General features: G+C 73.0%; 21 protein-coding genes. 14 read left to right on the forward strand and 7 right to left on the reverse strand.

Features of this window, described 5'->3' with window-relative positions; genetic code table 11:
• Positions 1-243: 243 nt before the first annotated feature.
• Positions 244-1,593: an MFS transporter gene (locus tag ACWEVS_RS35190; RefSeq protein WP_449927029.1), complete on the reverse strand. Its 1,350-nt coding sequence runs from the start codon at positions 1,591-1,593 to the stop codon at positions 244-246.
• Positions 1,594-1,606: 13 nt separating this feature from the next.
• Positions 1,607-2,083: a cupin domain-containing protein gene (locus ACWEVS_RS35195; protein ID WP_449927027.1), complete on the reverse strand. Its 477-nt coding sequence runs from the start codon at positions 2,081-2,083 to the stop codon at positions 1,607-1,609.
• A gap of 111 nt (positions 2,084-2,194) precedes the next feature.
• Between ACWEVS_RS35195 and ACWEVS_RS35200 the strand changes: the two genes are divergently transcribed.
• Positions 2,195-3,073: a LysR family transcriptional regulator gene (locus tag ACWEVS_RS35200; protein ID WP_449927024.1), complete on the forward strand. Its 879-nt coding sequence runs from the start codon at positions 2,195-2,197 to the stop codon at positions 3,071-3,073.
• Positions 3,074-3,251: 178 nt separating this feature from the next.
• Positions 3,252-4,040 (forward strand): hypothetical protein, encoded by a 789-nt coding sequence (locus tag ACWEVS_RS35205; RefSeq protein ID WP_449927021.1) that lies wholly within the window; start codon positions 3,252-3,254, stop codon positions 4,038-4,040.
• A 109-nt stretch (positions 4,041-4,149) separates the two neighbouring features.
• Here the strand turns inward: ACWEVS_RS35205 and ACWEVS_RS35210 are convergent, their stop codons facing one another.
• Positions 4,150-5,505, reverse strand: coding sequence for an FAD-binding oxidoreductase (locus ACWEVS_RS35210; protein WP_449927018.1), 1,356 nt, complete (start codon positions 5,503-5,505; stop codon positions 4,150-4,152).
• A gap of 143 nt (positions 5,506-5,648) precedes the next feature.
• On the opposite strand from ACWEVS_RS35210, the gene ACWEVS_RS35215 reads away from it, so the two are divergent.
• The 5 genes from ACWEVS_RS35215 to ACWEVS_RS35235 all read left to right on the forward strand — a co-directional run bounded on the left by ACWEVS_RS35215 (position 5,649) and on the right by ACWEVS_RS35235 (position 14,337).
• Positions 5,649-9,044, forward strand: coding sequence for a BTAD domain-containing putative transcriptional regulator (locus ACWEVS_RS35215; RefSeq protein ID WP_452555022.1), 3,396 nt, complete (start codon positions 5,649-5,651; stop codon positions 9,042-9,044).
• Between the two features lie 25 nt (positions 9,045-9,069).
• On the forward strand, positions 9,070-9,636 hold the full coding sequence (locus ACWEVS_RS35220; RefSeq protein ID WP_449927012.1) for a TetR/AcrR family transcriptional regulator: 567 nt from the start codon (positions 9,070-9,072) through the stop codon (positions 9,634-9,636).
• Between the two features lie 115 nt (positions 9,637-9,751).
• A complete protein-coding gene (locus ACWEVS_RS35225; RefSeq protein ID WP_449927009.1) occupies positions 9,752-10,954 on the forward strand; it encodes a cytochrome P450 in 1,203 nt (400 codons plus the stop codon).
• 88 nt (positions 10,955-11,042) lie between these two features.
• Positions 11,043-13,106, forward strand: a complete 2,064-nt coding sequence (locus ACWEVS_RS35230) for a beta-galactosidase (protein ID WP_452555025.1) — start codon at positions 11,043-11,045, stop codon at positions 13,104-13,106.
• Positions 13,107-13,263: 157 nt separating this feature from the next.
• Positions 13,264-14,337 (forward strand): LacI family DNA-binding transcriptional regulator, encoded by a 1,074-nt coding sequence (locus ACWEVS_RS35235; protein WP_452555027.1) that lies wholly within the window; start codon positions 13,264-13,266, stop codon positions 14,335-14,337.
• On the opposite strand, the gene ACWEVS_RS35240 is transcribed toward ACWEVS_RS35235, so the two are convergent.
• Complete coding sequence (locus ACWEVS_RS35240) at positions 14,338-14,706, reverse strand: hypothetical protein (RefSeq protein ID WP_452555029.1); 369 nt, start codon at positions 14,704-14,706, stop codon at positions 14,338-14,340.
• Between the two features lie 244 nt (positions 14,707-14,950).
• Between ACWEVS_RS35240 and ACWEVS_RS35245 the strand changes: the two genes are divergently transcribed.
• Positions 14,951-15,517, forward strand: coding sequence for a hypothetical protein (locus tag ACWEVS_RS35245; protein ID WP_452555031.1), 567 nt, complete (start codon positions 14,951-14,953; stop codon positions 15,515-15,517).
• Between the two features lie 79 nt (positions 15,518-15,596).
• On the opposite strand, the gene ACWEVS_RS35250 is transcribed toward ACWEVS_RS35245, so the two are convergent.
• A complete protein-coding gene (locus ACWEVS_RS35250) occupies positions 15,597-16,817 on the reverse strand; it encodes an MFS transporter (RefSeq protein ID WP_452555033.1) in 1,221 nt (406 codons plus the stop codon).
• 322 nt (positions 16,818-17,139) lie between these two features.
• On the opposite strand from ACWEVS_RS35250, the gene ACWEVS_RS35255 reads away from it, so the two are divergent.
• Positions 17,140-18,393: a YibE/F family protein gene (locus tag ACWEVS_RS35255; protein ID WP_452555035.1), complete on the forward strand. Its 1,254-nt coding sequence runs from the start codon at positions 17,140-17,142 to the stop codon at positions 18,391-18,393.
• 31 nt (positions 18,394-18,424) lie between these two features.
• Here ACWEVS_RS35255 and ACWEVS_RS35260 read toward each other — a convergent pair whose 3' ends face one another.
• On the reverse strand, positions 18,425-19,126 hold the full coding sequence (locus ACWEVS_RS35260; protein WP_452555037.1) for a GNAT family N-acetyltransferase: 702 nt from the start codon (positions 19,124-19,126) through the stop codon (positions 18,425-18,427).
• A gap of 401 nt (positions 19,127-19,527) precedes the next feature.
• On the opposite strand from ACWEVS_RS35260, the gene ACWEVS_RS35265 reads away from it, so the two are divergent.
• The 5 genes from ACWEVS_RS35265 (at position 19,528) to ACWEVS_RS35285 (ending at position 23,103) form a co-directional block, all read left to right on the forward strand.
• Positions 19,528-20,139: a MarC family protein gene (locus tag ACWEVS_RS35265; RefSeq protein ID WP_449926988.1), complete on the forward strand. Its 612-nt coding sequence runs from the start codon at positions 19,528-19,530 to the stop codon at positions 20,137-20,139.
• Positions 20,140-20,268: 129 nt separating this feature from the next.
• Positions 20,269-20,883 carry a DUF305 domain-containing protein gene (locus tag ACWEVS_RS35270; protein WP_449926985.1) on the forward strand — a complete coding sequence of 205 codons (615 nt, stop codon included), beginning with the start codon at positions 20,269-20,271 and terminating at the stop codon, positions 20,881-20,883.
• Positions 20,884-21,005: 122 nt separating this feature from the next.
• Positions 21,006-21,635, forward strand: coding sequence for a hypothetical protein (locus ACWEVS_RS35275; protein ID WP_452555039.1), 630 nt, complete (start codon positions 21,006-21,008; stop codon positions 21,633-21,635).
• A 72-nt stretch (positions 21,636-21,707) separates the two neighbouring features.
• On the forward strand, positions 21,708-22,208 hold the full coding sequence (locus ACWEVS_RS35280; RefSeq protein ID WP_449926980.1) for an NUDIX hydrolase: 501 nt from the start codon (positions 21,708-21,710) through the stop codon (positions 22,206-22,208).
• Positions 22,209-22,293: 85 nt separating this feature from the next.
• Positions 22,294-23,103, forward strand: coding sequence for a hypothetical protein (locus ACWEVS_RS35285; protein WP_449926977.1), 810 nt, complete (start codon positions 22,294-22,296; stop codon positions 23,101-23,103).
• Between the two features lie 55 nt (positions 23,104-23,158).
• Here ACWEVS_RS35285 and ACWEVS_RS35290 read toward each other — a convergent pair whose 3' ends face one another.
• Positions 23,159-23,650: a GNAT family N-acetyltransferase gene (locus tag ACWEVS_RS35290; RefSeq protein WP_452555041.1), complete on the reverse strand. Its 492-nt coding sequence runs from the start codon at positions 23,648-23,650 to the stop codon at positions 23,159-23,161.
• Positions 23,651-23,677 lie beyond the last annotated feature (27 nt).

Below are 23,677 nucleotides of genomic sequence, written 5' to 3' on the forward strand. Positions count from 1 at the left end.
GCCTGAAACGCGGTTTCACGCCCGACTAATCCGCCCACATCGCGCATGAACGACTCCGAACGGCTAGGTGAATCCTCCCGGAGGGTATCCATTCAGGACACAGCCATCAATCCCGCAACATTTCCCCTGTGGTGCGATAACCACCCGAATCGGGCACGCCGTCGGAGCGCGGGCGGGCGCCGCCGCCCACCCTGGATCCCGCCATCCGGGCCGGTCAACGGCGGACCGCCCCGGCGGGTCACATCACGCGGTCTCGGCCGGGCGGGTGGACAGCGCCAGCACCGCCGCGGCGACCGAGAACGCCGCGACCACGGCCAGCGCCCGGGTCAGCCCCAGTCCTCCCGACAGCGCGCTGGTCACCGCCGAGCCGGCCGCGCCGCCGACGAAGAACGTCAGGTTGAGCAGCCCCATCCCCACACCGCGTAGCTGGATCGGAAGCCGCGCCGACATCTCGCCGGTCAGGACGACCTGGGTGACGGCGAAGGCGGACAGGCTGAGCGAGGCGGCGGCCACCACGGCCCATGGCCCGGCCGCGCCGGTCGCGGCGACGGCCAGCGCGGCGGCGGTGACCAGCGCCGTCGCGGCCAGCAGGCGGCGCCGGTCGCCGGGGTGGAACCTTCCCGCCGTACGGGCGAGGACGGCGCCCACGACGGCGCCGGGCAACAGCGCCGCCCCGATGGCGAGCACGCTCCAGCCGTGGGATCGGGCCAGGATCTGCGGCGCCGCGTACATGGTGGCGAACAGCCCGGCGAAGACGCTCGCGCCGATGGCGACCGCCGCCAGGAACGCGCGGTCGGTGATCACCGCGTGGGGGAGGAAGCCGTCCGCGTGCCGCCGGGTCCACCAGGCCAGCGCGGCGGCGGCGGGGACGAGGCAGCAGACCAGCGCGACGACCAGCGCGGCGGGCAGTCGCAGGGTCCCGGACTGGATGGCCACCAGGAGCGTGGTCGCGACCAGCGTCAGCAGGGCGGCGCCGGTCACGTCGAGGCTACGGCCGGTCCCGGCCCGCCGTACCAGGGGCAGGCAGAGGGGTACGGCGGCCAGCGACAGCGCCGGGAGGATCAGCGTCGCGCGCCAGGAGACCCACGTCGCGACGACACCGCCGACCAGGGTGGCGCAGGCCGCGAACGCCGCGATGACGACGCCGTACCCGGCCAGGACGCGGAAGCGGCGGTCCGGTGGCACCGCCGCGGCCAGGGCCGCCCCGCCGGCGGCCATCGCGCCGGATCCGGCCGCGAGGACCAGCCGCCCGGCCACCAGAACGCCCAGCCCCGGCGCGGCCAGGCAGATGATCGCTCCGGCGCCGAGCAGGAGCGCGCCGATCCAGAGCGCGACGCGCAGGCCGCGGGTGTCGGCCAGGCGGCCGAAGACGGCCGTGCCCACACCGAGGGCCAGCGCGTGGGCGGTCAGCACCCACGCCACGGCGTCCGGCTGCGCCCGCAGCTCGGCCGCGACCTGGGGGAGCGCCACACCGGCCGCCGTGACCCCGAAGACCGCCGGCCCGAAGAGCGCCCCCAGGCGCAGCGCGGTCGACAGCGGTCCGTGATCCCTGTCCGGTGCCGAGGCGCCCGTGGTCGCGATGGTGTGTGACATGCGAACTCCTTGCTCAGCGGGGCCAGACGGTGGCGTCGAGGAAGTGCACGTCGTACCGTTCCTGCTCGGGCAGCAGGCTCTCGAAGGAGTCCAGCCCGTGCTGGATGCGCCCGAGAGCGCGGAAGTAGCCGAAACGGTCGACGCCGGGTGCCAGGATCGCCAGCAGTTCGGCGGTGCGGGCGGGCGCCGCGCCGAAGGCGTGCGGCATCCGTGGCGGCACCACGACCACGGCGCCCCTGCCGACCCGCGTCGTGGCGCCGTCGAGCCAGAACTCCAGCTCGCCGTCGACGACGTAGAACAGTTCCGTGGACCGGACGTGGTGGTGCGGGCGGGCGCCGACGGCGCCTTCGCCCAGCACGAGGCGGTTGGCCCCCAGCGCACCCCCGGTATGGCCGGCGTCGGCCAGCAGGCGGAAACCGCCGCCGTGCGGCAGGGCCACCTCCTCGGCCTCCTCCGGGCGCACGACAAGCGCTCCACCGATGGTCGTCATGGTCATCTCCTTGATCGAGAGCGGGCTCTCATTCGATCGCGGGAACATCACCGGAGCCACCGGCAGTTGTCACCTGCAGAAATCACCGATCGCGATAAATCGGGGTAACGCGTGGAGCTTCGCCAGCTGCAGTACTTCGTGGCGGTGGCCGAGGAAGGCGGGTTCGCCCGCGCGGCCGAGCGGCTGAGCATCGTGCAGTCGGCGGTCAGCCAGCAGATCCAGCGGCTGGAGCGGGAACTCGGCGTGCGGCTGTTCGACCGCTCCACGCGGCACGTGAGCCTGTCCGGTGCGGGCGAGCGGCTGCTCGCCGAGGCCCGTGGCGTCCTGGCCGCCGCGGATCGCACCAGGCAGGTGGCCGCCGACATCGCCGCGGGCACGGACGGCGTGCTCCGGCTGGGCGTCATCCAGGGGCCGGGTGACCGGATCTTCCAGGTGCTCGCCGAGCTGTCCCGCCTCGCTCCGCGGCTGCGCGTCAGGCCGCGGCGGCTGCCGCTGGCCGAGCGGCTGGCCGCGGTGCGCTCCGGGGAACTGGACGCCGCGTTCGTCCGGGCGATGACCGCGGCACCGGGGCTGGAACTGCTCCCGGTCTGGACCGACGCCCTGTACGTCGCGCTCCCCTCGAGCGATCCCCGGGCCGAGACGCCCGACCTGCGGTTGGCGCACCTGGCCGACCTGCCGCTCCGCCTCGCGCCACGACAGGACAATCCCCCGTTCCACGACCTGGTCGTCGGGACGATGCGCGCGGCCGGCGCCGAACCCACGCTCGGGCCGCCGTTCACCGGCTTCCAGGAGACCCTCACCGCGATCGGCGCCGGGACACCGTCGTGGACGGTCTTCTACGAGGTCAACGGGCTGCCGGTGCTTCCGGGTGTCACGCTGCGGCCGCTGGCCGAGCCCGCCCTCACCACGTCGCTGGCCGTACCCCCGGGCCCACCGGGGCCCGCGCTGCCGCACCTGCTGAACGCGCTCGCCCGCGTCGCCCCCGCCTGACGCGAGCCGCGGTGAGCCTGGCCCGGCGCGGGATAACCGCGGCGAGCCGCTGCTTCACCGGTACGGCCCGGGAGCGCGACCGGCCACGGCCTGACGGTCATATCCCTCCACATCCGAACCTTTACCGCATGCGGCGCGTCACACCTGGAACATGTGACAGCTGAGGTTGGAGGGACGAATGGTATTAGATCGCAGGTTGGCCGCCGTGGTCATGGTGATGACCGCGGCGTTCGGCGTGGAGGGAGCCGCGGCGGAGGTCCAGGCCCGCCCTGCTCCGGTGGCCCGCGTCAGCACCGCGGCGGTCGGCGTGGTCACTCCGGCCGCGGTGTCCACGACGGTGGGTTCGGCGCCGGCCGAGTGCGTCCGCGTCAAAGGCGCGAGGGCGTGCGTGGGAGTGGACCAGGGCTCCCTGCCCGGCATAACGATCGAGGACACGCGCAAGGACAGGCTCCACGCCGCGGTCGAGTACTACCAGAACGGCTACCTGGGCACGAAGTACGTCATCCACAACCTCGCCCGCAAGGGTGAGATCAAGGGGAACCGCCGGATCGGCAAGACCGTCACGTTCCGGGCCGCCGTCTACAGCGGTGACGAGCGGATCAGGGTCAGCGCGTGGCGGACGGTCCGCGACGTCACCAAGAACCCCGTCAAGCGGGAAACCCGCGTGACCCCGGCCGGTGCGCGGGCCCGCTCCGAGATCTGCACCTCGACGAAGGGCGCCGCCAGCATGTGCTTCGGCGGGAAGAAGACCTTCGTCTACGCGTGTGACACCGGCGCCGACCGGCACCAGGCGCGGGCGGAGTACTTCCTGGACGGCGACCCCACGGCGCGCTTCGAGATCCACCAGCTGGCCGGGCTGAACACCTGCGGGAAGGCCGTGCACGACGACCTTCCGGTGAGCATGTACCGCGCCTCGGTGTTCGACGACGACCGCCAGGTGGCGACGCGGCTGTACAAGTACAACTAGGGCCTGCCCGACGGTCCCGGGCGGGCCGGAGGCCGCGGATCCGGAGGACGCCGTCGTCCGTCCGCTCCGCGATGACCGCCGGTCCGCCCTCGCCCGCGGGCGGACCGTCTCACGAGATGAGCACGGGGTGGTTGCTCCGGATGACTCCGGCAGGGTCCCGACGGCGCTTGATGTCGCGCAGCCGCGACATGACGTCCCGGGGGAAGGCGGCGGCGGTCTTCTCCCCGCCGCCCAGATAGGTGTACGGCTTGCGGCCGGTGGTGTGGGCCATCATCGCGCGCGAGATCTCCGCCTGCCGTTCCCTGACCGCCTGTGCCGCCTCGGGAGTCGGGACGGGGCCGAGCAACCCCAGCAGGTACGGCTCCGCCAGATGGCCGCACGCGCCGGAGCCGGGGGTCGGGCGGCTCAGGGCGCCGCCGAGGTGACGCACCTGCACGGCGGCCAGCGGCGCGATGCCGCCTGCCGCCGCGAGGAGGTCGGCGGCCACGTCGTCGTCGAGCCCGACCAGCAGGTCGCCGCGTTGCATCCCGGGCACGGGCTGGGTCGGCTCGGCGCAGATGCCGCCGAGGGCGTCCAGCGCCATGGGCGCGCGCGTGTCGAGGATCGTGCCCGGGATGGTCTCGAAGCGCTGGAGCAGGGCCCGCGCCTCGTCGTCCGCGCCCAGGTACGTGGTGTCGATCGCGACGGCGGCGAGGCCGCGCAACGGCTCGGGCACGTGGGGGAGCGGCGGGAACCTGAGCATGGTGAACCAGACGGTCAGCTCGTCCGGGGCCGTGGCGGTGACCTCCCTGAAGGCGTCCAGCACCTGCGGGGCGCGGTCGGCCGGCCACAGCAGCCGCCCGCCGTACAGGACGGGCGCCGGGTGCAGGTCCACCTCCATCGAGGTCACGAGCGCGAAGTCGCCGCCTCCGCCGCGCAGGGCCCAGAACAGGTCCGGGTCCGACTCCGCCGTGACGTGGGCGCGAGCGCCGTCGGCGTCGACGACGTCGAACGCGCGCACGGCGTTGGCGGCCAGCCCGTACCGGCGGCCGAACCAGCTCATGCCGCCGCCGAGGGTGTAACCGGTGACGCTGACGACGGGGGAACTGCCCGGCAGGCCGGTCAGCCCGTGCTTGCCGGTCGCGAGGAGCAGGTCGCCCCACTGCACGCCCGCCTCGACCTGGGCGATCCGCTGCTCCGGCCGGACGTCGATCCCCCGCAGGCGTCCGGTGCGGACCAGGATGGTCCCGTCGAGATGGGACGAGGCGCCGTGCCCGCCGGCCTGCGCGGTGACACCGACGCCGTGCAGCTTGGCGTAGCGGATGACGGCGGCGGCGTCGGCCGCGTCCTCGATCTCGACGACCGCCCGTACCTGCTGGTCGATCGCCCGGTTCCAGGGCAGCCTGGCGGTCTCGAACGCGTCGTCGCCGGGCGCGAGGACACGGCCGCGCACCACGCGGCGCAGGTCGGTTCCGATGGATGTCACACTTTCCTCCTGATCACTGCGGCATTCGCGCCATAGCCTGCCGCAGCTGGTTTGCAGGCGAGTAGGAGGTGACTAGGAGTCCACGGGTTCCCGCGGCATGGCCCTACACTTTTCGAGTGTTTTTCCGGCTCTGGTGAGGAAGCGTGGACTTTCGGCTGTTCGGCCCGTTCGAGGTGACGGACTCGGCGGGGCACGCCGTCGATCTCGGGGGGCGCAAGCAGCGGGCGGTGCTGGCCGTGCTCGCCCTGGAGCCGGGGCGCGTCGTCTCCCTCGACCGCCTCATCGACGAGCTGTGGTCAGGGGAGGCGCCGTCGAGCGCCACGGGAACGCTCCAGGCCTACATCTCCCAGCTGCGCCGCGCCCTGGAGCCGGGGCGGCCGCCGCGCACGCCGCCGAAGGTGCTGATCACCAGGGAGCCCGGCTACCTGCTGGCCGTCGCACCCCACCAGGTGGACCTGGTCCGTTTCACCACCCTCGCCGAGGACGGCCGCAGGGCGCTCGTCCAGCACGACCACGACACGGCGGCCGATCTCCTGCGCCGCTCGCTGGAGACGTGGCGCGGCGAGCCGCTCGCCGAGTTCGCCGGCCACGACTTCGTCCAGCCGGTCGTCGCGCGGTTCACCGAACTGCGTGCCTCGGCGACCGAGGACTGGTTCGAGGCCCGGCTGGCGCTGGGTGACAGCGGTTCGTGCGTGGCCGATCTCGAACGCCTGGTGGAGGAGTACCCGTTCCGGGAGCGCCTGTGGCGGCTGCTGGTCCTGGCCCTCTACCGCTCGGGACGGCAGGCCGACGCCCTGGCGGCACTGCGCAGGGTCCGGGCGCGGCTCGCCGACGAGCTGGGCCTGGAGCCGGGTCCGGAGCTGCGGCGGCTGGAGCGGGACGTCTTCGACCAGTCGCCGGTATTGGAACCGGCCCCTGCCGGTCCCGCCCGGGCCGCCGCCGTCCCTGCCGGTCCGGTCCCGGTCGGCTCTGTCTCGGTCGGCTCTGTCTCGGCCGGCTCTGTTCCGGCCGGTCCTGTCCCGGCCGGCTCTGTCCCGGTCGGTCCCGTCCCCGTCAGTCCTGGGCCGGCCGGCACCCTCGTGAGGGACGGGCTGGTCGCCAGGCAGGAGCAGCTCCAGCGGGTCGGCGAGCGCCTGGCGGAAGCCCGGCGCGGCCGGGGCGGCGTGCTCCTGGTCTCCGGCGAGGCGGGGATCGGCAAGACCAGCCTCGCGGAGGCGGTGGCGGACGAGACGGACGCGCTGGGACTGGCTGTCGCGTGGGGACGTTGTGCCGAGGACACGGGCGCCCCGGCCTTCTGGCCATGGCTGCAGGTGCTGCGCGACCTCGGCGAGGACGCCGCCGACGCGCTGGGCGCGCTGTCCGGGGTCACCGCGAGACGGGACGGTGACCCCGGCGCCGCCCTGTTCGAGCTGCACGAACGCGTGGTCCACGCGCTCAGGTCGGTGGGCCCGGTGCTCGTCGTGCTGGAGGACCTGCACTGGGCCGACGCGTCGTCCCTGCGCCTGCTGGCCTTCGCGGCGGGAGCGCTGCACAGGACGTCGGTGCTGGTGCTGGCGACCATGCGGCCGGAACCCGGCGGCGACCCCGACCAGCTGCGCGACACCCTGGCCGCCCTCGCCCGCGAACGCGGCACCGAGCGCCTCGCGCTCCCGCCCTTCACCAGGGAGGACGTTCTCACCTACCTGACCGGGCGCGGCCTGCCCGACCCGCGGCTGGCCGGCGTGCTCTTCGACCGGACCGCCGGCAACCCCTTCTACCTGGGCGAACTGATCAGGCTGCTGGACAGCGAGCACCGGCTCGACGCGGCCTCCCTCGGCGTCCCGGCCGGGGTGCGGGAGGTGATCGGCCGCCGCGTGGCCCGGCTGCCGGAGCAGACCCGCGCCCTGCTCGGCTCGGCAGCGGTTCTCGGCCGGGAGGTGAGCCTCGACGCCATCGAAGCCGTCAGCGGCGCACCCGCGGAGGAGGTCATGGCGCTGCTGGAACCGGCAGTGGCGACGGGGCTGCTCGTCGAGGTCCCGGACGGTTTCGACTACCGCTTCTCGCACGCCCTCGTGCGCGACGCCCTCTACGCCGACCTCAGTCGCGTCCGCAAGGCTCAGCTGCACCTGCGTGCGGGACTGGCGCTGGAGACGCTGCCCGGCGTCGAGGTGTCCGTGCTCGCCCATCACTTCGTCATGGCCTCCCGCGCCGGCGGCGCGGCGCAGGCGGTCGACTACGCCGTCCGGGCGGCCGGCCAGGCCGCCTCGCGATGCGCGTACGCCGAGGCGGTCACCTGGTGGGCGAAGGCTCTCACCGCGCTCGGCCCCGCCGATCCCGCGCGGCGCTGCGCCCTGCTGGTCGGCCACGGCGAGGCGCTGAGAGTGGTCGGGGATCTGAGCGGGGCACGGTCGGCGCTGGAGGAGGCGATCACGCTCGCCGCCCGGATCGGCGACCGCGCCACGCTGATCGAGGCCGTCAAGGTGTTCGGTGGCCTGTCGGTGTGGAACTGGCGCCATTACGGCGAGGTCGACGCGACGATGATCGCCCTGCTCGAGAGCCTGGTGGCCGAGCCGCTCGGCGACGCCGAACGGGCGACCGTGCTGGGCAACCTCGGCCTGGAGCTCTACTACTCCCCGCGCCGCGCCGAGGGGGAACGGCTGGCCGAGGAGGGCGTGCGGGTGGCCCGCCGTACGGGTGATCCTGGCCTGCTGGCCCGCTCGCTCAACAACTACCTGGTGGCGGCATGGGTGCCGGAACGCGAGGAGCAGCGCCGCCAGGCGGTCGAGGAGATGCTGTCCCTGCCGCTGGACCCGCCGACCGAGGCGGTGGCGCGGGTCTTCCGCATGGCGCACCTGCTGCGGGCCGGCGAACTGGTCGCGTGGGAGCGCGACCTGTCCCGCTGCCGGTGGCTGGTGGACGAGCTCAAGCGGCCCGAGCTCACCGGCATGGCCCGGATCGCCGAGGCCGCGGGCCACAACCTGCGCGGCCACTGGGAACGGGCCGAGGTTCTGGCCGCCGAGTTCACCGCGCTGCTCGAGGGGATCGGCATGTGGGCGGTCGACTACCCCGGTCTGATCACCCTGTACACCTGCAGGCGCGGTCAGGGCCGGGTGGCCGAGATCGCCGACCGGCTGATCTCCCGGGCGCACGACCCCGGCCTCGTGCCGCTGCGCCCCGTCGCCGTGCTGGCCGCTCTCGACGTCGGCGACACCGCGCTCGCCCGCCGGCTGCTGGAGCGGTGGGGCAGCGAGGTCCGCGAGGACTGGGCCACCGAGTTCCTGACGGTCGTCTGGGGTCATGTCGCCGCGCGGCTGCGGGCGCCCGACCCCGCCGCCCACTACCGCAGGCTCGCGCCGTACGCCGAACGGCTTGTCGTGAGCGGCATGGGCGGTGCCGCGTGGGGATCGATGCACATGGTGCTGGCCGAACTGGCCGGCGCGACGGGCGATCGCGACCTCGCGCGCCGGCACGCCCGGCGGGCCCGGGAGACCCACGCCCGCCTGGGACTGGCCTACTGGACGGGCGAGAGCGACCGGCTGCTCGCCGCTTTGGAGGAGTAGGCGCGCCCGTCTCTACACTTGGTGAGTGTCCAGAAGACAAGAGATCGCCGACGTGGCGATCTCCCTCCTCGCCGCGGAGGGCATGCGCGGGTTGACCCACCGTGCCGTCGATCGGGCCGCCGGCCTGCCGGAGGGGTCGACGTCGTACTACTTCCGCACCCGTCAGTCGCTGCTTCAGGCGACGGTCGAACGGCTGGCCGAGCACACCGCCGCCGACCTGGCCGCGTTGCGGGAGCTGGCGGAGTCGTCGACGCCCGGCCGGGACGGTCTGGTCGACGCCGTCGCGGAGGTGATCGGGCGGTGGCTCACCACTGACCGTGATCGCCAGCTGGCGAGGTACGAGCTGTCCCTGGAGGCGACCCGGCGACCGGAGCTGCGCGGGGTGCTCGTCGCCGGCGGGGCCCGGCTGCGCGCCATGGTCGTCGAGTTGCTGGCCGCCTGGGGCGTGCCCGACGCCGACCTGTGGGCCCGTGACCTGCTGGCCTTCGCCGACGGGCTGCTGTTCGACCGCCTGGTCGGCGCGGACTCGGACGAGGTTCCCGACCTGCGCCCCGCGATCGGCTCGCTGCTGAGCGCCGCCGGCGAGCGGTGACCGGAGGGCATCGCCGGCCTTCCAGGAAGACCTCGTCACCGGGCCGCGGCGGCTCCTCGCTACTCTACATCTGTAGAGGTATCTACAGATGTAGAGCCCGACGAAGGAGCGTCTCATGACCGATGCGGCACCCACCCCCGTCACCTTTCCGACAGAGCGCCCGTCCCCCTTCGACCCTCCCGAGGTGCTTCGCCGCTGGAGGGAGGAAGCGCCCATCCGGCCGCTGAGCTATCCCGACGGCCACGAGGGCTGGCTGGTGACCGGCTTCTCCGCGGTCAGGGCCGTGCTGGCCGACCCCCGCTTCAGCAGCCGCATGGAGAATCTGCGCTGGCCGATCCGCTGGGAGGGGCTCGCTCCGGAGAACTTCGCCACGCCTCCCGGTTTCTTCCTCCAGATGGACCCGCCCGACCACACCCGCCTGCGCAGGCACCTGGCCGCCCAGTTCACCGTGCGCCGGATGAACAGGCTCGAACCACGTATCGCCCGGATCGCAGCGGACGCGCTGGACGCGATGGAGGACGGGGGCGCGCCCGCCGACCTGGTCCAGGAGTTCGCGCTGCCCGTCCCGTCCCTGGTGATCTGCGAGCTGCTCGGCGTGCCGTACGCCGACCGGGAGCGCTTCCAGCGCGACGCCGCCACGGCGCTGCGGGTGGGGTCGGGCAAGGAGGAGGTGGGGGCGGCGACGGCGGCGCTGTTCGGCTACCTCTTCGAGCTCGTCGCGAGGAAGCGGGCCGAACCGGGCGACGACCTGCTCAGCGGCCTGGTGGCCGCCGGGGAGGCCACCCACGAGGAGATCGCCGGGATGGGGCTGCTGCTCCTGGTCGCCGGGCACGAGACCACGGCGAACATGCTGGGACTGGGCGCCTACGCCCTGCTGAGCGCCCCGGCGCAGCTCGCCGCCCTGCGTGAGGACCCGTCCCTGCTGGACGGTGCCGTCGAGGAGCTGCTGCGGTACCTGTCCGTCGCCCATCTCGGTCCGCTCAGGGCCGCGCTGGAGGACGTCGAGATCGGCGGCCGGACGATCAGGAAGGGGCAGGTGGTGACGGTCTCCATCCCCGCCGCCAACCGCGATCCCGAACGGTTCGCCGACCCGGAGGTCCTCGACGTCACCCGGCCGCCGACGGCCGGGCATCTGGCCTTCGGGCACGGCATCCACCAGTGTCTCGGCCACCAGCTCGCCAGGATCGAGCTCCGCGTCGCCTACCGCGCGCTCCTCGACCGCTTCCCCGGCCTGCGGCTGGCCGTACCGCACGAGGAGATCCCGCTGCGGACGGACATGACCATCTACGGCGTGCGCCGGCTCCCTGTCGCCTGGTAGGAGGGCCCGCCCGGACGGCTCGAACCGGGCGGGCCCGATAGCGTATGTTTACGTAAACATGAGACTGGGTGACCGGGCAGGAGTGGTTGTGACGATCAATGACGAGTCCAGGCCGGGCTGGCTTCGCTGGCCTTCGGACAGCTCGCGCGGACGCTTGGCCTTCGGTGCCGACTACAACCCCGAGCAGTGGCCCAGGGAGGTGTGGGAGGAGGACGTCAGGGCGATGCGCCGGGCCGGGGTGAACATCGTCTCGCTGGCCATCTTCTCGTGGGCGCGGCTCCAGCCCCGCCAGGACGTGTGGACCTTCGAGTGGCTGGACGAGGTGATGGATCTGCTCCATGCCCACGACATCGCCGTGGACCTGGCCACCGCGACCGCGTCCCCGCCGCCGTGGCTGACCACCAGGCATCCGGAGATCCTCCCCGTCGACCGTGACGGCCGCACGCTGTGGCAGGGCGCGCGCCAGCACTGGCGCCCGACGTCGCCGATCTTCCGCGAGCACGCCCTGCGCCTGGTCCGCGCCATGGCGGAAAGATACGGAACGCATCCGGCCCTGGCCGCCTGGCACGTCTCCAACGAGCTCGGCTGCCACAACGTCTACGACTTCTCCGACGACGCGGCGGCGGCCTTCCGGATCTGGCTGCGCGACAGGTACGGCACGATCGAGGAGCTGAACCGGGCGTGGGCGACGGCGTTCTGGTCCCAGGGGTACGGCGACTGGGCGGAGATCCTGCCCCCTCGGCTGGCCGCCTCCTACCCGAACCCGACCCAGCAGCTCGACTTCAAACGCTTCTCCTCCGACGCGCTCAAGGACTACCTGCGGGCCGAGCGGAGCGTGCTGAGGGAGCTGACGCCGCGGATCCCGGTCACCACGAACTTCATGGTCATGGGTGACACCAGCGGCATGAACTACGCCGACTGGGCGCCCGAGGTGGACTTCGTGTCCAACGACCACTACCTGCTGACCGGACCGCAGGCGCAGGACGAGCTGTCGTTCTCGGCCAATCTCACCGGTTCGCTCGCCGGGGGACGGCCCTGGTTCCTGATGGAACACTCGACCAGCGCGGTCAACTGGCAGCCCGTCAACCTGGCCAAGAAGCCGGGGGGCCTGGCCCGCGACTCGCTGACCCATGTGGCGTACGGGGCGGACGCCGTGTGCTTCTTCCAGTGGCGGCAGTCGGCGGCGGGAGCCGAGAAGTACCACTCGGCGATGGTTCCCCACGCCGGCACCGACAGCGAGGTCTTCCGGTCGGTCGTCGATCTCGGCGCGACGCTTCGGGCGCTCGCGCCGGTCGCCGGGACGCGCCGCCGGCGGGCCGCGGCCGCGATCGTCTTCGACTGGGACTCCTGGTGGGCCGGCGAGCTGGACTCCCATCCCACCTCGCGGCTGCGCTACCGCCAGGAGGCCCTCGACTGGTACTCGGCCTTCGCCGCGGCCGGCGTGCGGGTCGACGTCATCTCCTCCGGCGACTCCTTCTCGCACTACGACCTGGTGGTCGCCCCGATCCTGCACGTCGTGCCGGCAGAGCTGGCCGAGCGCCTGAACGGGTTCGTCGCCGGCGGCGGCCATCTCGTCACCACCTACTTCTCCGGCATCGTGGACGAGAACGACCACGTCTGGCTCGGCGGCTATCCCGGCCCCTTGCGGGATCTGCTCGGCATCCGGATCGAGGAGTTCGGGCCGCTGCTGGAGGGCGACCGCGTCGACCTCGATCTGGGCGTGTCCGGCACGCTGTGGACCGATCGGATCGACGTCGTCGCGCCGGATGTCGAGATCGTCGCCTCGTACGCGTCCGGCGACCACGCGGGACGGCCCGCCGTGACCACGCGGCCCGTCGGGCCGGGCTCGGCGTCCTACGTCTCGACCAGGCTGGGGCCCGAGGGCCTGGGCCCGGTGCTGTCCCGGCTTCTCGCCTTCAGCGGGGTGCGCCCCGAACTCCCGGCAGCGGTCGCCGGAGCGGTGGAGCTGGCGATCCGCACCGGCGGCGACGCCGACTACTGGTTCCTCATCAACCGCACCGACCGGAGCGTCGCCGTGGGCGACGTGGCGGGCGAGGTGGTGCAGGCCCCCTGCCTCGCCCCTGGCCTCACCCTGGCCCCCCGCCAGGTGTGCGTCCTGCGCCGGCCGCACGAGCCGGTGCCCGCCTCCTGACCGGCGAACCGCCATGAGAAGGCCGGCCGCCCGCGACGTCGACATCACCGCGATCGATGGCGACGCAGAGGAGTCAGAGATTTCCTCAGGGTGATGTTTACGTAAACTTGGTGCGGTACGGTAGAGCATCGGCCGGGGGCAGGCAAGGGGTGAGGCTATGGACGGGGGCGCCACGCCCACCGGTGGTGTCCAGCGTGGCGGGTCGGGCATCCCGGGCGGCCGCCGCAAGCAGCGCGTCTCCATGGCGGACGTCGCCAAGCTGGCGGGCGTCTCGGCGCAGACCGTCTCCCGGGTCTCCAACGGCCATCCCGGCGTCATCGGGTCGACCCGCGAGCAGGTGCTGGCGGCGATGCGGGAGCTGGGCTACCGGCCCAACAGCGCGGCCCGCGCGCTGCGGTACGGCCGGTTCAACACCATCGGGGTCATCCTCTTCGACCTGGCGTCGACCGGCAACAGCCGCACGGTGGAGGCCATCGCCACGCACGCGGCGGCCGAGGGCTACGCCATCACGCTGATCCCCATCGACGTGCCGACCCAGGACAACGTGCTCGGGGCGTTCACCCGGATGGGGGAGCTGGCCGTCGACGCGGTCATCGTCATCATGGGGATCCATCTGCTGGACGCGGGGACCGTGAGCCTGCCGCCCGGTGTGCACGTCGTCGTCGTGGACTCCGACGCCGGAGACCGCTACAGCGTGGTCGACACCGACCAGGCCGACGGGGCGCGGCGGGCCGTCCACCACCTGCTCGACCTCGGACACCGGACCGTCTGGCACGTCACCGGGCCGCGGACGTCCTACGCCGGCCAGCGCCGCGCCCAGGCCTGGCGCGGCGCGCTCGAAGCGGCGGGCCGGCCGGTCCCTCCGCCCCTGCACGGCGACTGGTCGGCGGAGTCCGGCTACGGCGCCGGTCTCCGCCTCGCCGGCGAACCCGGCTGCACCGCGGTGTTCGCCGCCAACGACCAGATGGCCCTCGGGCTGCTGCGCGCCTTCCACGAGCGCGGCCGGGCGATCCCCGACCAGATCAGCGTGGTCGGCTTCGACGACATCCCCGACGCCGCCCACTTCGTCCCGCCCCTGACCACGGTCCACCAGGACTTTGCCGAGGTGGGCAGGAGATGCGTGCAGCGGGTGCTGCGCCAGATCCGCGAAGGCCGTGCCGCCGAGCCCGGCACCGACCTGGTCCCGACCCGGCTCGTGGTCAGGAACAGCACGGCCCGCCCCCCGAGGTGATCAGCGCCTCAGGAGCAACTCCCAGCAGTAGTCGCGCCGCAGGCCGGTGAAAGCGGCGCAGAACCCCTTCGTGAGCTCGCGCCGGGTGGCGGTCTGCAGCAGCAGCCGCTGCCGCGCGCGCATGCTCTCCTCCTTCGTGCGCGGTTCCGGCTTCCTGGCGGCGGGAGTCGCGGACGGGGTCGGAGCGGGCGACGCCGTGCTCCTCGCCTGGGCGTGCGGCGAGGCGGTGACGGTGACCACGGCGCGCGGCGCCGCGGCCGGCGCGGGGAGCGCGGGCTGCCTGGCCGACGCCGAGCCCAGCCAGCCGCCGACACCCGCGGCCATGGCGAGCACGAGAACGGTGGCCAGAGCCAGGCGCTGGGAGAACACGATGTCGCGATGGGGCGGCAACGGACCGCTCCGGACGAAGCGGGCGGGCGGAACTTCCTCTGTCTTCTGTGGCACGTGCATCCCCCGATCACGTCGGCCCTGGCGCTCACGGTAGATCCGCCCAGTACGGCACGCGGCGGCGCGCCGCAGGAGAAGCACGAACAGCAGAATGATTCTTGGGACAGAGTTTCCGCTGATCACCGCTTCGTTCACCGGATCAGCGGCGCCGCTCGAGGAGGTCGCGATGACGACTGACAGCCGGCTCGCCGACGACGCCGCACAGGCCATGGAGGAGATCGCCGCCGCGGTCGGGAGCGTGCCAGGGACCGAGCTCGACGCGATCGCCGAGGAGTTGCTCGCCGCCCGGCGGATCGCCTGCTACGCGCCGGGCAGGGAGGGGCTGGTTCTGCGCGGCCTGGTGATGCGGCTCTTCCACGCGGGGCTCGACGCGCACTACGTCGGGGAGATGACCTGCCCGGCGGTGGGGGAGGGCGACCTGGTCGTGCTCTCCTGCGGTCCCGGGGAGCTGTCCACGGTCGCGGCGCTGGCCGGCGTGGCCGGGCACGCGGGCGCCCGCGTGCTCTACCTGACGGCCCAGCCCGAGCGCCCGCCGGCCGGGCAGGCCGATCGCGTCGTCCGCGTCACCGCGCAGACCATGGCCGACGATCGTGCCTCGACCTCCGTGCTGCCCATGGGGAGCGCCTACGAGATCGCCCTGCTCGTGCTGGCCGACCTGGTCACGAACCGGGTCCGGACTCGGCGGTCGGAACCGCCGCGGGCCCTGCGCGCCCGCCACACCAACCTGGAGTGACCCATGCTTCGCTGAACACTCCTGGTGTCCCTCCCCGCCGGGGCTCGGACGGCAGCACCTCGTCCGGACCTCGCGCCGGTCAGCGGCGGTGGTAGGCGAGCAGGGCCAACGCCGCGGTCGCGCACGCCAGCGCCACGGCGGCCATCACCCAGCCGTAGCCGGCCGCCTGGGCCAGGGCCATGGCGGCCAGCGGGGCGGCCGCCCGGTCGGCGACGGAGAACATCGCGACGCGGCCGGACAGGGTGGCGTAGGCGGCGGTGCCGTACCGCTCGGCGAGCAGGTGGGGCAGGGTGATGGTGCCGACGCCGAACCCCAGCCCGAACAGCAGCACGCAGCCGATCGCGCCCGCGACGGTCCGGCCGGCGAGGGGCAGCAGGAGCGCTCCCACGCCTTGCAGGGTGAAGACCGCGGCGGCCACCGGCGCGGCGGACCAGCGGCGGCGCAGCCCGGTGGTGACCAGGCGGCCGGTCACCGACAGCACGCCCAGCAGCCCCGCGACGGTGGCGGCGAACACCGGCGGATGGCCGAGACGGACGAGGTAGGTGACGAGCAGGACCGCGATCGTCGCCACGGCCCCGCTGTGGGCGGTGAAGGCGGCCACGAGCAGCCAGAACGGCCGGCCCCGCACCGCCGCCCTGACCAGGTCGGCGCGTTGCGCGGGCGGTCGCGCCGCCGCGGCCGGGTCGGCGCGGCGGCGGACCACGCAGGCGTGCAGCGGGATCGCGGTCACGCCGTAGCCGATGGCCAGGACGACCAGCGCCTGGCGCCAGCCGTACCGGTCGACCAGCAGGCCGGTGAGCGGCAGGAAGACCGCGGAGGCGAATCCGGCGACGATGGTGAGCGCGAGCAGCGCGTTGGCGCGGCCGTTGCCGTCGAACCAGTTGACGATGACCGCGAACGCCGGCTCGTACAGCACCATCGCCGAGGCGACGCCGATCGCCAGGAACACCCCGTACAGCTGGGGCAGGGAGGTCACCTGGGACCAGGCCAGGACGGCGAGCGTGCCGAGCACCGATCCGGCGGTCATCAGGGCGCGTCCGCCGTGGGCGTCCAGCCACCTGCCGACCAGCGGCGCGCACAGCGCCGTGGTCAGCACCGCGGCGGTGAGCGCGGCGGTGACCTGCGCTCCGCTCGCGTCGAGCGCGGCGGTCATGGGCCCCAGGAACACCGAGAAGGCGTAGTAGAGCACGCCGTAGCCGATGGTCTGGGTGACCGACAGCGCCGCGACGATCCGCCGGCCGCCCGTGGAACGGCCGCGGCCCGTGGCCGGGACGGCGGATCGCCTGTCCGTCGTGCTCATCAGGACACCCCCTGGCAGCCGATCGGCCGATGGCGGCACCGGACCACCTGCCGGGCGGCGGTGGGATATCGGTCGGGCATGACGGTTTCCTTCCCCCTCTCGGGTTGTCCTCGCGGCGATCGCGCGCGCTGTGACGAAGACGACAGAAGGACGGCTCGTCGACACCGCGGAAGTGATGAGCGGGACGGGCGGACCGCCCGGTGGCGGTTTGGGTCCCGTGGCCTTCTCTGATGGAATCGGGGCCTGCCGCCGCCGACCCCAGCGCGGCGGTAGCCGTCTGCCGCGGAAACCCCTCCGCTCGTCACCCGAGGAGATCGCGTTCGTGGGTGCCAACCACCATCACGGCTCGGTCGCGAGCAGTTCCCGCACCACAGTGGTCGCGACGCTGGCGGTCATCATCCCGCTCGCGCTCGCCACCGTGGTGGCGCTGCTGTGGCTGTGGCCCGACCGGCGGCAGGCGGACGTGCCCCAACCCGCCGGTCTGGAACGGATGCACGCCACCGTCATCGCCATCACGCCGAAGCCGTGCCCCAGGGAACCGGCGCCGGACGGCGTGGCGGCCGAGGACCGACCGCCGGCCGACCCGCGGACCTGCGGCACCGCGAGCATCGAGTTGACCACCGGCAGCCAGCGCGGCCAGATCGTCGCGACGCCTCTGCCGAGCGGGCCGGGGGCACAGACGTTCGCGGCGGGCGACTCCGTGGTGGTGATCTACACGCCGGAGGAGACGCTGGACGCCTCGCCGTACCGGATCTCCGACCACGATCGTTCCTCGGCGTTGTGGCTGACGGGGGCGGCGTTCGCGCTGGCCGTCCTGGCCTTCGGACGCTGGCGCGGGCTCAGCGCGCTGGTCGGCCTGGCCATCACCTTCGCGCTGCTGCTGCTCTTCGTGATCCCCGCCATCCTGGACGGCCGGCCTCCGCTGCTCGTGGCCGTCGTCGGCGCCGCCGCGATCATGCTGGCCGTGCTGTACCTGACGCACGGCTTCACCGTCAGCACGTCGATCGCGATCGTGGGCACGCTGACCAGCCTGGCGCTGACCGGCGCGCTGGCCTACGCCGCCATCGGCCTCGCGGAGCTGAACGGGATCACCGACGAGAGCTCGTTCTACCTGGACACCGGCCATGGGATCAACACCCAGGGGCTGCTCCTGGCCAGCATCCTGATCGGCACGCTCGGCGTGCTCGACGACGTCACCGTCACACAGGCCGTCACGGTGGCGGAGCTGGCCCACGCCAACCCGGCCTTCACCGCCAGGCGGCTGTACCGGGCCGCCGCCCGGGTCGGCCGCGCCCACATCGCCTCCGTGATCAACACGATCATCCTGGCCTACGCGGGCGCCTCGCTGCCGCTGCTCCTGCTGATCAGCATCGGCGACCAGCCGCTGGGCGAGACCGTGACCAACCCGATGATGGCCCAGGAGATCGTCCGGGCCGTGGTGGGCACCCTCGGCCTGATCGCCGCGGTGCCCATCACCACCGCGCTGGCGGCGCTGGCCTCGGCCCGCCGCGGGCACGACCATGACGACGACGAGCCCGTCCGGCGCCACGCTGTCACCGACCCAGCGGTGGGATAGCCGGCCTGCCTTCCCCGCGGTGCGGGGAGCGTCAGCCGGCGGTCTTCTGCTGCGTCGCCTGTTCGGTGGCGCCGAAGGCGGTCCAGCCGGCGTCGGCGAACCCGGCCGCCTCCGCCACGGCGGCGGAGGCGAGGTTGTCCGGGCTGTGCATGTAGGTGGGGATCCCGCCCTCGTCCAGGACGCGGCGGGCCGCCTGCGCGACCAGCCCGCGGGCCAGGCCGCGGCCGCGAGCGGCGGGAGCGGTCACGACGGCGAGCTCGCGGCCGTAGTCGTCGTGCCGCTTGATCCCCACGCCGGCCAGATGCTCGCCGGTCTCCGGGTCGTGGGCGACCAGCACGTCGCCGTTGAAGGGGCGCAGCCACTCCGGCACGGCGGGGTCCTGGGCGGGCACCCAGACACCGGCGTCGGCCAGCGGCGCGGGGCGCGCCGTCCAGCGGTAGACGGCGGTGAACCAGCCGCGCTCGGGAAAGCCCGCCATCGCGGGGACCAGGGGGCCGAAGTGTGCCAGGTCCTGGTTCTCGGCGTACCGCGCGGCGATCGTCTCGGCATGCGCAGGGGGGACCGAGAGGACTCCGCCCGCCGGTCCGGCCACGCCCAGGACGGGGTGGAGCAGGCCGTCCCAGCCGGGGAGCGCGCGCCCGGGCTCGGCGATGATGTCGAGGCCGGTGGTGGCCGGCCAGCCGCCGAGCCAGCGGGTGAGGTGCTCGACGAGGCGTCGTTCCGGAGAGGTCACGTCCGCATCATATACGGGTGGGGGGTATATAGGCGAAAACCGGGTGGACATGTCCGGCATCACGGGGAAACTGTCGGACATGTCCACCCCTGTCGGGCCGCCGGGCGTTCGCAGCTTGCGTCGATCCGACAAAATAACTATACGAAGTAGTAAACCCTCCAGTCAGGCTCGCGCAGGTCAAGTTTGGTCCAGTGGCCACCCGGATGGCCATCCGGGCGCTGACTGACGGAATAGCTCGGAGAGCCCCGCGGTTACGGCGGGCATGATCGACGGACGGCGTGGCGTGGCGGTGTGGCTGCGCTGGACCGTGCCCTGCGAGTGGGCGGCGACCTGGTCCAGCCTGCCCGCCGAGGCTTCCTGACGGCGGGCGGGATCCTCCCTTTCACCCGTGGGGTCGTCTCATGTCCACCGCCCTGTTCGTCCAGGCCTTCGTCACGCTTCTGGTCATCTTCGATCCGCTCGCCGCCATCCCGGTGTTCCTCACCCTCACCCGCGCCCAGACGCCGGCGGCGCGGCGCCGTACCGCCAGGATCTCGGTGCTGGTCGCGGCCGGCATCGTCGCCGTCTTCGCCGTGCTCGGCGACCGGCTGCTCGACGCGCTCGGCATCTCCCTGCAGGCGTTGCAGGTCGCGGGCGGTGCGCTGCTGGGTCTCATCGCGCTCGACCTGCTCAAGGCGGACTGTGCCCGCGACCGGGCCAGGGCCGAGAGCGGCGCCGTCGCCTTCGTGCCCCTGGGCACGCCCCTGCTGGCCGGGCCGGGCGCGATCGCGGCCACCATGCTCTACATGGAGAAGGCCGACAGCGGGCCGGCCACGCTGGCCGTCGTCCTGGCCATGGTGGCCGCTCTGGCGATCACCTGGCTCACGCTGCGCTTCTCCTCGCTCATCGGGCGGCTGCTCAAGGACAACGGGCTCAACCTGGTGACGCGGGTCATGGGGTTGCTCGCCGCCGCGATGGCGGTGCAACTGGTCGCCGGAGCGCTCCAGTACTGGGTGCGCTGGGGCGTCGGATAGCTACTACCCATAGTCGTAAGGCTTGGCCTGGATAGCTCCTTCTGGCAGCTCCTTCTTACTATGGCTCATAGTGATATGTGAGGAGTTTTCCGGTTTGTGTGCACACCGATCACCAGGAGGCACCCAGCCATGATGTCCACCGACCGATCGGGCGCCCGGCGGCTGCGGCTCGCCGTGGGCGCCGCGACGACGCTGCTCGTCGCCGCCTGCGGCACCGCGACGGCCGGACCGGAAGGGCCCGCCGCGGCGCCGGGCGCGGTCGCCACCACGGCCACCGCGCAGCCCGGCGCCGCCTTCGACGAGGCCGACGTGATGTTCGCGCAGATGATGATCCCGCATCACGAGCAGGCCGTGGAGATGGCCGAGCTGGCCGAGACCCGCGCGGCCGACCCCGAGGTCAAGGAGCTGGCCGCCAGGATCAAGGCGGCCCAGGAGCCGGAGATCCAGAGCATGCGGAGCTGGCTGGGGGCCTGGGGCCGGCCCATGCCCTCGGACGGCATGCACCACGACATGCCGGGCATCATGTCCGCCGACGACATGAAGCGGCTCGAGGCCGCCGAGGGCGCCGCCTTCGACAAGCTGTTCGGCCAGCTGATGATCGCTCACCACAAGGGCGCGATCGAGATGGCCGAGGCCGAGCAGGCTCGGGGCGTCAACCCCGAGGCCAGGGAACTGGCCAGGACCATCGCGTCGACCCAGCAGGCCGAGGTGGACCAGCTGCGCCAGATCCTCGACCGGCTCTGACCGGGCGCCTGACACCATCACCGGAGGCGCGGCGGGTGCCGTCGCGGGGCGCATCCCCCTGGCCGGCGGCCGAACGGGGAAGGCACACTGGCAGTGAGGAACCCGTGACGTAAGGCGCGCCCATGAACGCCCAGGCTCGCGGGAAACCGACCGGCGTCCTGGACAATCCGGCCGTCGGCATGGCCCCGTGGATCATCTTCTCCGTGCTCGTCGGCCCGGGGCGGTTCGAGTCGGCGGTGATGCTGGCGCTGGCCGCCTCCCTCTTCCTGATCGTGGCCGCCCGCATCGCCAGGCCGGGCAGTTCCTGGAAGCTCCTCGAAGTCGCCACCGTGCTGTTCTTCGCCGTCACGGCCATGGTGGGCGGGGCGGCGAGCGAGGACACGCGCCGCTGGCTGGAGACGTACGCGGGCGAGATGTCGAACATCGCCCTGACCCTGATCGCGTTCGGGTCGATGGCGGCGCGGCGGCCCTTCACCCTGCAGTACGCCCGCGAGAAGGTCGACCGCGCCTACTGGAACTCGCCCGTCTTCCTCCGCACCAACTATGTGATCACCGGCGTCTGGGGGCTGGCCTTCTTGGTCGCGGCGATCGCGGGCCTCTTCGGGGACCTCGTCCTGCGCGACCCGGACAACATCTGGACCGGCTGGATCATCCAGATCGCGGCGATCGTCGGCGCCGTTCGCTTCACCCAGTGGTACCCCGACGTCGTACGAGCCCGTATCCGCGACCGCGGCCCGGACGAACAGCGGTGACGCTCCCGGCCCGTCTCGCGGTCGCCGGAAAAGGCGATGACAGGCCCGCCGGGTCTCCCTATGCTCGCGCCCGTGCCTGAAGCGATATCGCGTCCCTCCGCCCGCGTCCTCCTCGTCGACGACCGCGACAGGATCCTGCTGTACCACGGGCGGGGATTGACGAAGAACTCCGGCCACGCCTGGTTCACTCCGGGCGGCGGTGTCCGGCCGGGCGAGGACCTGGCCGTGGCCGCCGCCAGAGAACTGCGCGAGGAGACCGGGCACACGGTCGTCCCCGAAGCGGTCGGCCCGGTGGTGGCGGTCAGCTCCGGCCCCTGGGTCCGGAACGACGGCGTGCGCGTCCACGCCGACGACTCCTTCTTCTTCCTCCGCGTCCCGGAGTTCACGGTGGACACCTCCGGCATGGAGGACCTCGAACGCTCCCTGTTCGGCACCCACCGGTGGTGGAGCGTGGCCGAGTTGCGCGCCACCGCCGAGCGCGTGATCCCGCTCAACCTGGCCGACCTGCTGGAACGCCTCCTCCAGGGCGACCTGCCCGCCGAGCCCGTGGTCATCCCCTGGCACCACCCGTAGCGGGGGCCCGCCGCTGGTCGAGACGGGGCCGTGATCTTCTTTTGGCAGGATGCTCCTCCTCCCTCCAGATGTTGAAGGAAATCGCATGAAGAGGATCATCGTCGGCCTCGCCCTCACCACGGGTGCCGCGCTCGTCGCCGCTCCGCCGGCGCAGGCAGCGCCCAAGGCCGACCCGGTCAAGGCGCTTCAGGCCCAGGTGGCTCCCGGCAAGGGCGTCAACGTCTCCCTGATCACCCGCATCGCGCTGGACGGCAAGCGGCTGGCCACCATCCGCACCGAGCGCGTCGCCGGCTTCCGCAAGGGATGGCAGGTCGACACCGACGAGACGACCAGCGTCTACGCGCCCGACAGCGCCGAAAGCCTCCAGGCGGACTTCCGCTTCCCGACGCTCGTCATCAGGGCCAAGGGCGTGAGCTACACCTCCGGCGGCGAGCTGATCGGCATGCTGCCGCTGGACAAGAAGTGGGTGCGCGACATTCCCGGCGAGTCCCGCCCCGCGGACCTCACGGTCGATCTCTTCCAGCCAGGGGCGCTGAAGGCGCTGCTCGCCACCGCCTCCTCCGTCAGCTCCCGTTCCGCCGAGGGCGCCATCGACATCCGCAAGATCCCGGGCCGGCCCTTCGGCTCCCGGAACGGCGTGAAGATCGCCTGGGCGCTCTGGTTCGACGACAAGGGCAGGGTGACCCGCCTGACCACCATGCTTGCCGACCAGCGGCTCTCCGACCGCCGGCTGGACGTCAGCGCGGACGTGCGTTTCACCGGCTGGGGCGCCAAGGTGACGGTCGAGCCGCCGCCCGCTGACCTGGTCACGCGCAGCGAGGACGTTCCCGCGCTCGAGGAATCCCTCGAGCCGGCGCCGAAGAAGCTCATCGACGCGCTGCCGAAGGCCCACTGAGGTCCTGGGGGCTGCCGGGCACGACCGGCAGCCCCGGCCTCCCGCACCGCCCCGGTCAGGAGGCGGTGTCAGTCAGCGCGCGGGCGTAGCGCACGCCGGGCCGGCCCTCCAGCACCGTCTCGCCGGCGGGAACGAATCCGGCGCGGGTGAGCACGGTCCGCGATCCGGTGTTGTCCAGCGTCGTGACAGCCCACAGCTCGGTCAGGCCGTACTCCGTGGCCGCCAGCTCGCAGATCCGGCGGACGGCGGCGGTGGCCAGGCCACGCCCGGCGGCCTTCTCGGCGATGCGGTAGCCGAGCTCGGCGGCGCCGTCCTCCACGTCGACCAGGTTGACGCGCCCCACCACCGCGTCGCCGTCCACCAGCACGTGGAAGTGGCAGATGCCGGCGGCCTGCTCGGCGAGCAGGGCGCTGAGCCGGGCGTCGAACTCGGCGAAGTAGTCGTCGCCACGATCGGGCACCGACGCGGCGAAGTAGGCCCGGTTCTCGAGCTCGAACGCGAGGACGGCGGGGACGTGGTCGGGGCGCAGGCGCTGGAGTTCGGGCACCGGAGAACGCTACCGTCCGGCTCGCGC

The organism is Nonomuraea sp. NPDC003754, assembly GCF_053605785.1.

Excerpts from the sequence above, each read along its gene's own strand:
- ACWEVS_RS35190 (WP_449927029.1), bottom strand. The coding sequence starts at position 1,593 with ATGTCACACACCATCGCGACCACGGGCGCCTCGGCACCGGACAGGGAT.
- ACWEVS_RS35195 (WP_449927027.1), bottom strand. The coding sequence starts at position 2,083 with ATGACGACCATCGGTGGAGCGCTTGTCGTGCGCCCGGAGGAGGCCGAG.
- ACWEVS_RS35205 (WP_449927021.1), top strand. The coding sequence starts at position 3,252 with ATGGTATTAGATCGCAGGTTGGCCGCCGTGGTCATGGTGATGACCGCG.
- ACWEVS_RS35225 (WP_449927009.1), top strand. The coding sequence starts at position 9,752 with ATGACCGATGCGGCACCCACCCCCGTCACCTTTCCGACAGAGCGCCCG.
- ACWEVS_RS35235 (WP_452555027.1), top strand. The coding sequence starts at position 13,264 with ATGGACGGGGGCGCCACGCCCACCGGTGGTGTCCAGCGTGGCGGGTCG.
- ACWEVS_RS35245 (WP_452555031.1), top strand. The coding sequence starts at position 14,951 with ATGACGACTGACAGCCGGCTCGCCGACGACGCCGCACAGGCCATGGAG.
- ACWEVS_RS35250 (WP_452555033.1), bottom strand. The coding sequence starts at position 16,817 with ATGAGCACGACGGACAGGCGATCCGCCGTCCCGGCCACGGGCCGCGGC.
- ACWEVS_RS35265 (WP_449926988.1), top strand. The coding sequence starts at position 19,528 with ATGTCCACCGCCCTGTTCGTCCAGGCCTTCGTCACGCTTCTGGTCATC.
- ACWEVS_RS35270 (WP_449926985.1), top strand. The coding sequence starts at position 20,269 with ATGATGTCCACCGACCGATCGGGCGCCCGGCGGCTGCGGCTCGCCGTG.
- ACWEVS_RS35275 (WP_452555039.1), top strand. The coding sequence starts at position 21,006 with ATGAACGCCCAGGCTCGCGGGAAACCGACCGGCGTCCTGGACAATCCG.
- ACWEVS_RS35285 (WP_449926977.1), top strand. The coding sequence starts at position 22,294 with ATGAAGAGGATCATCGTCGGCCTCGCCCTCACCACGGGTGCCGCGCTC.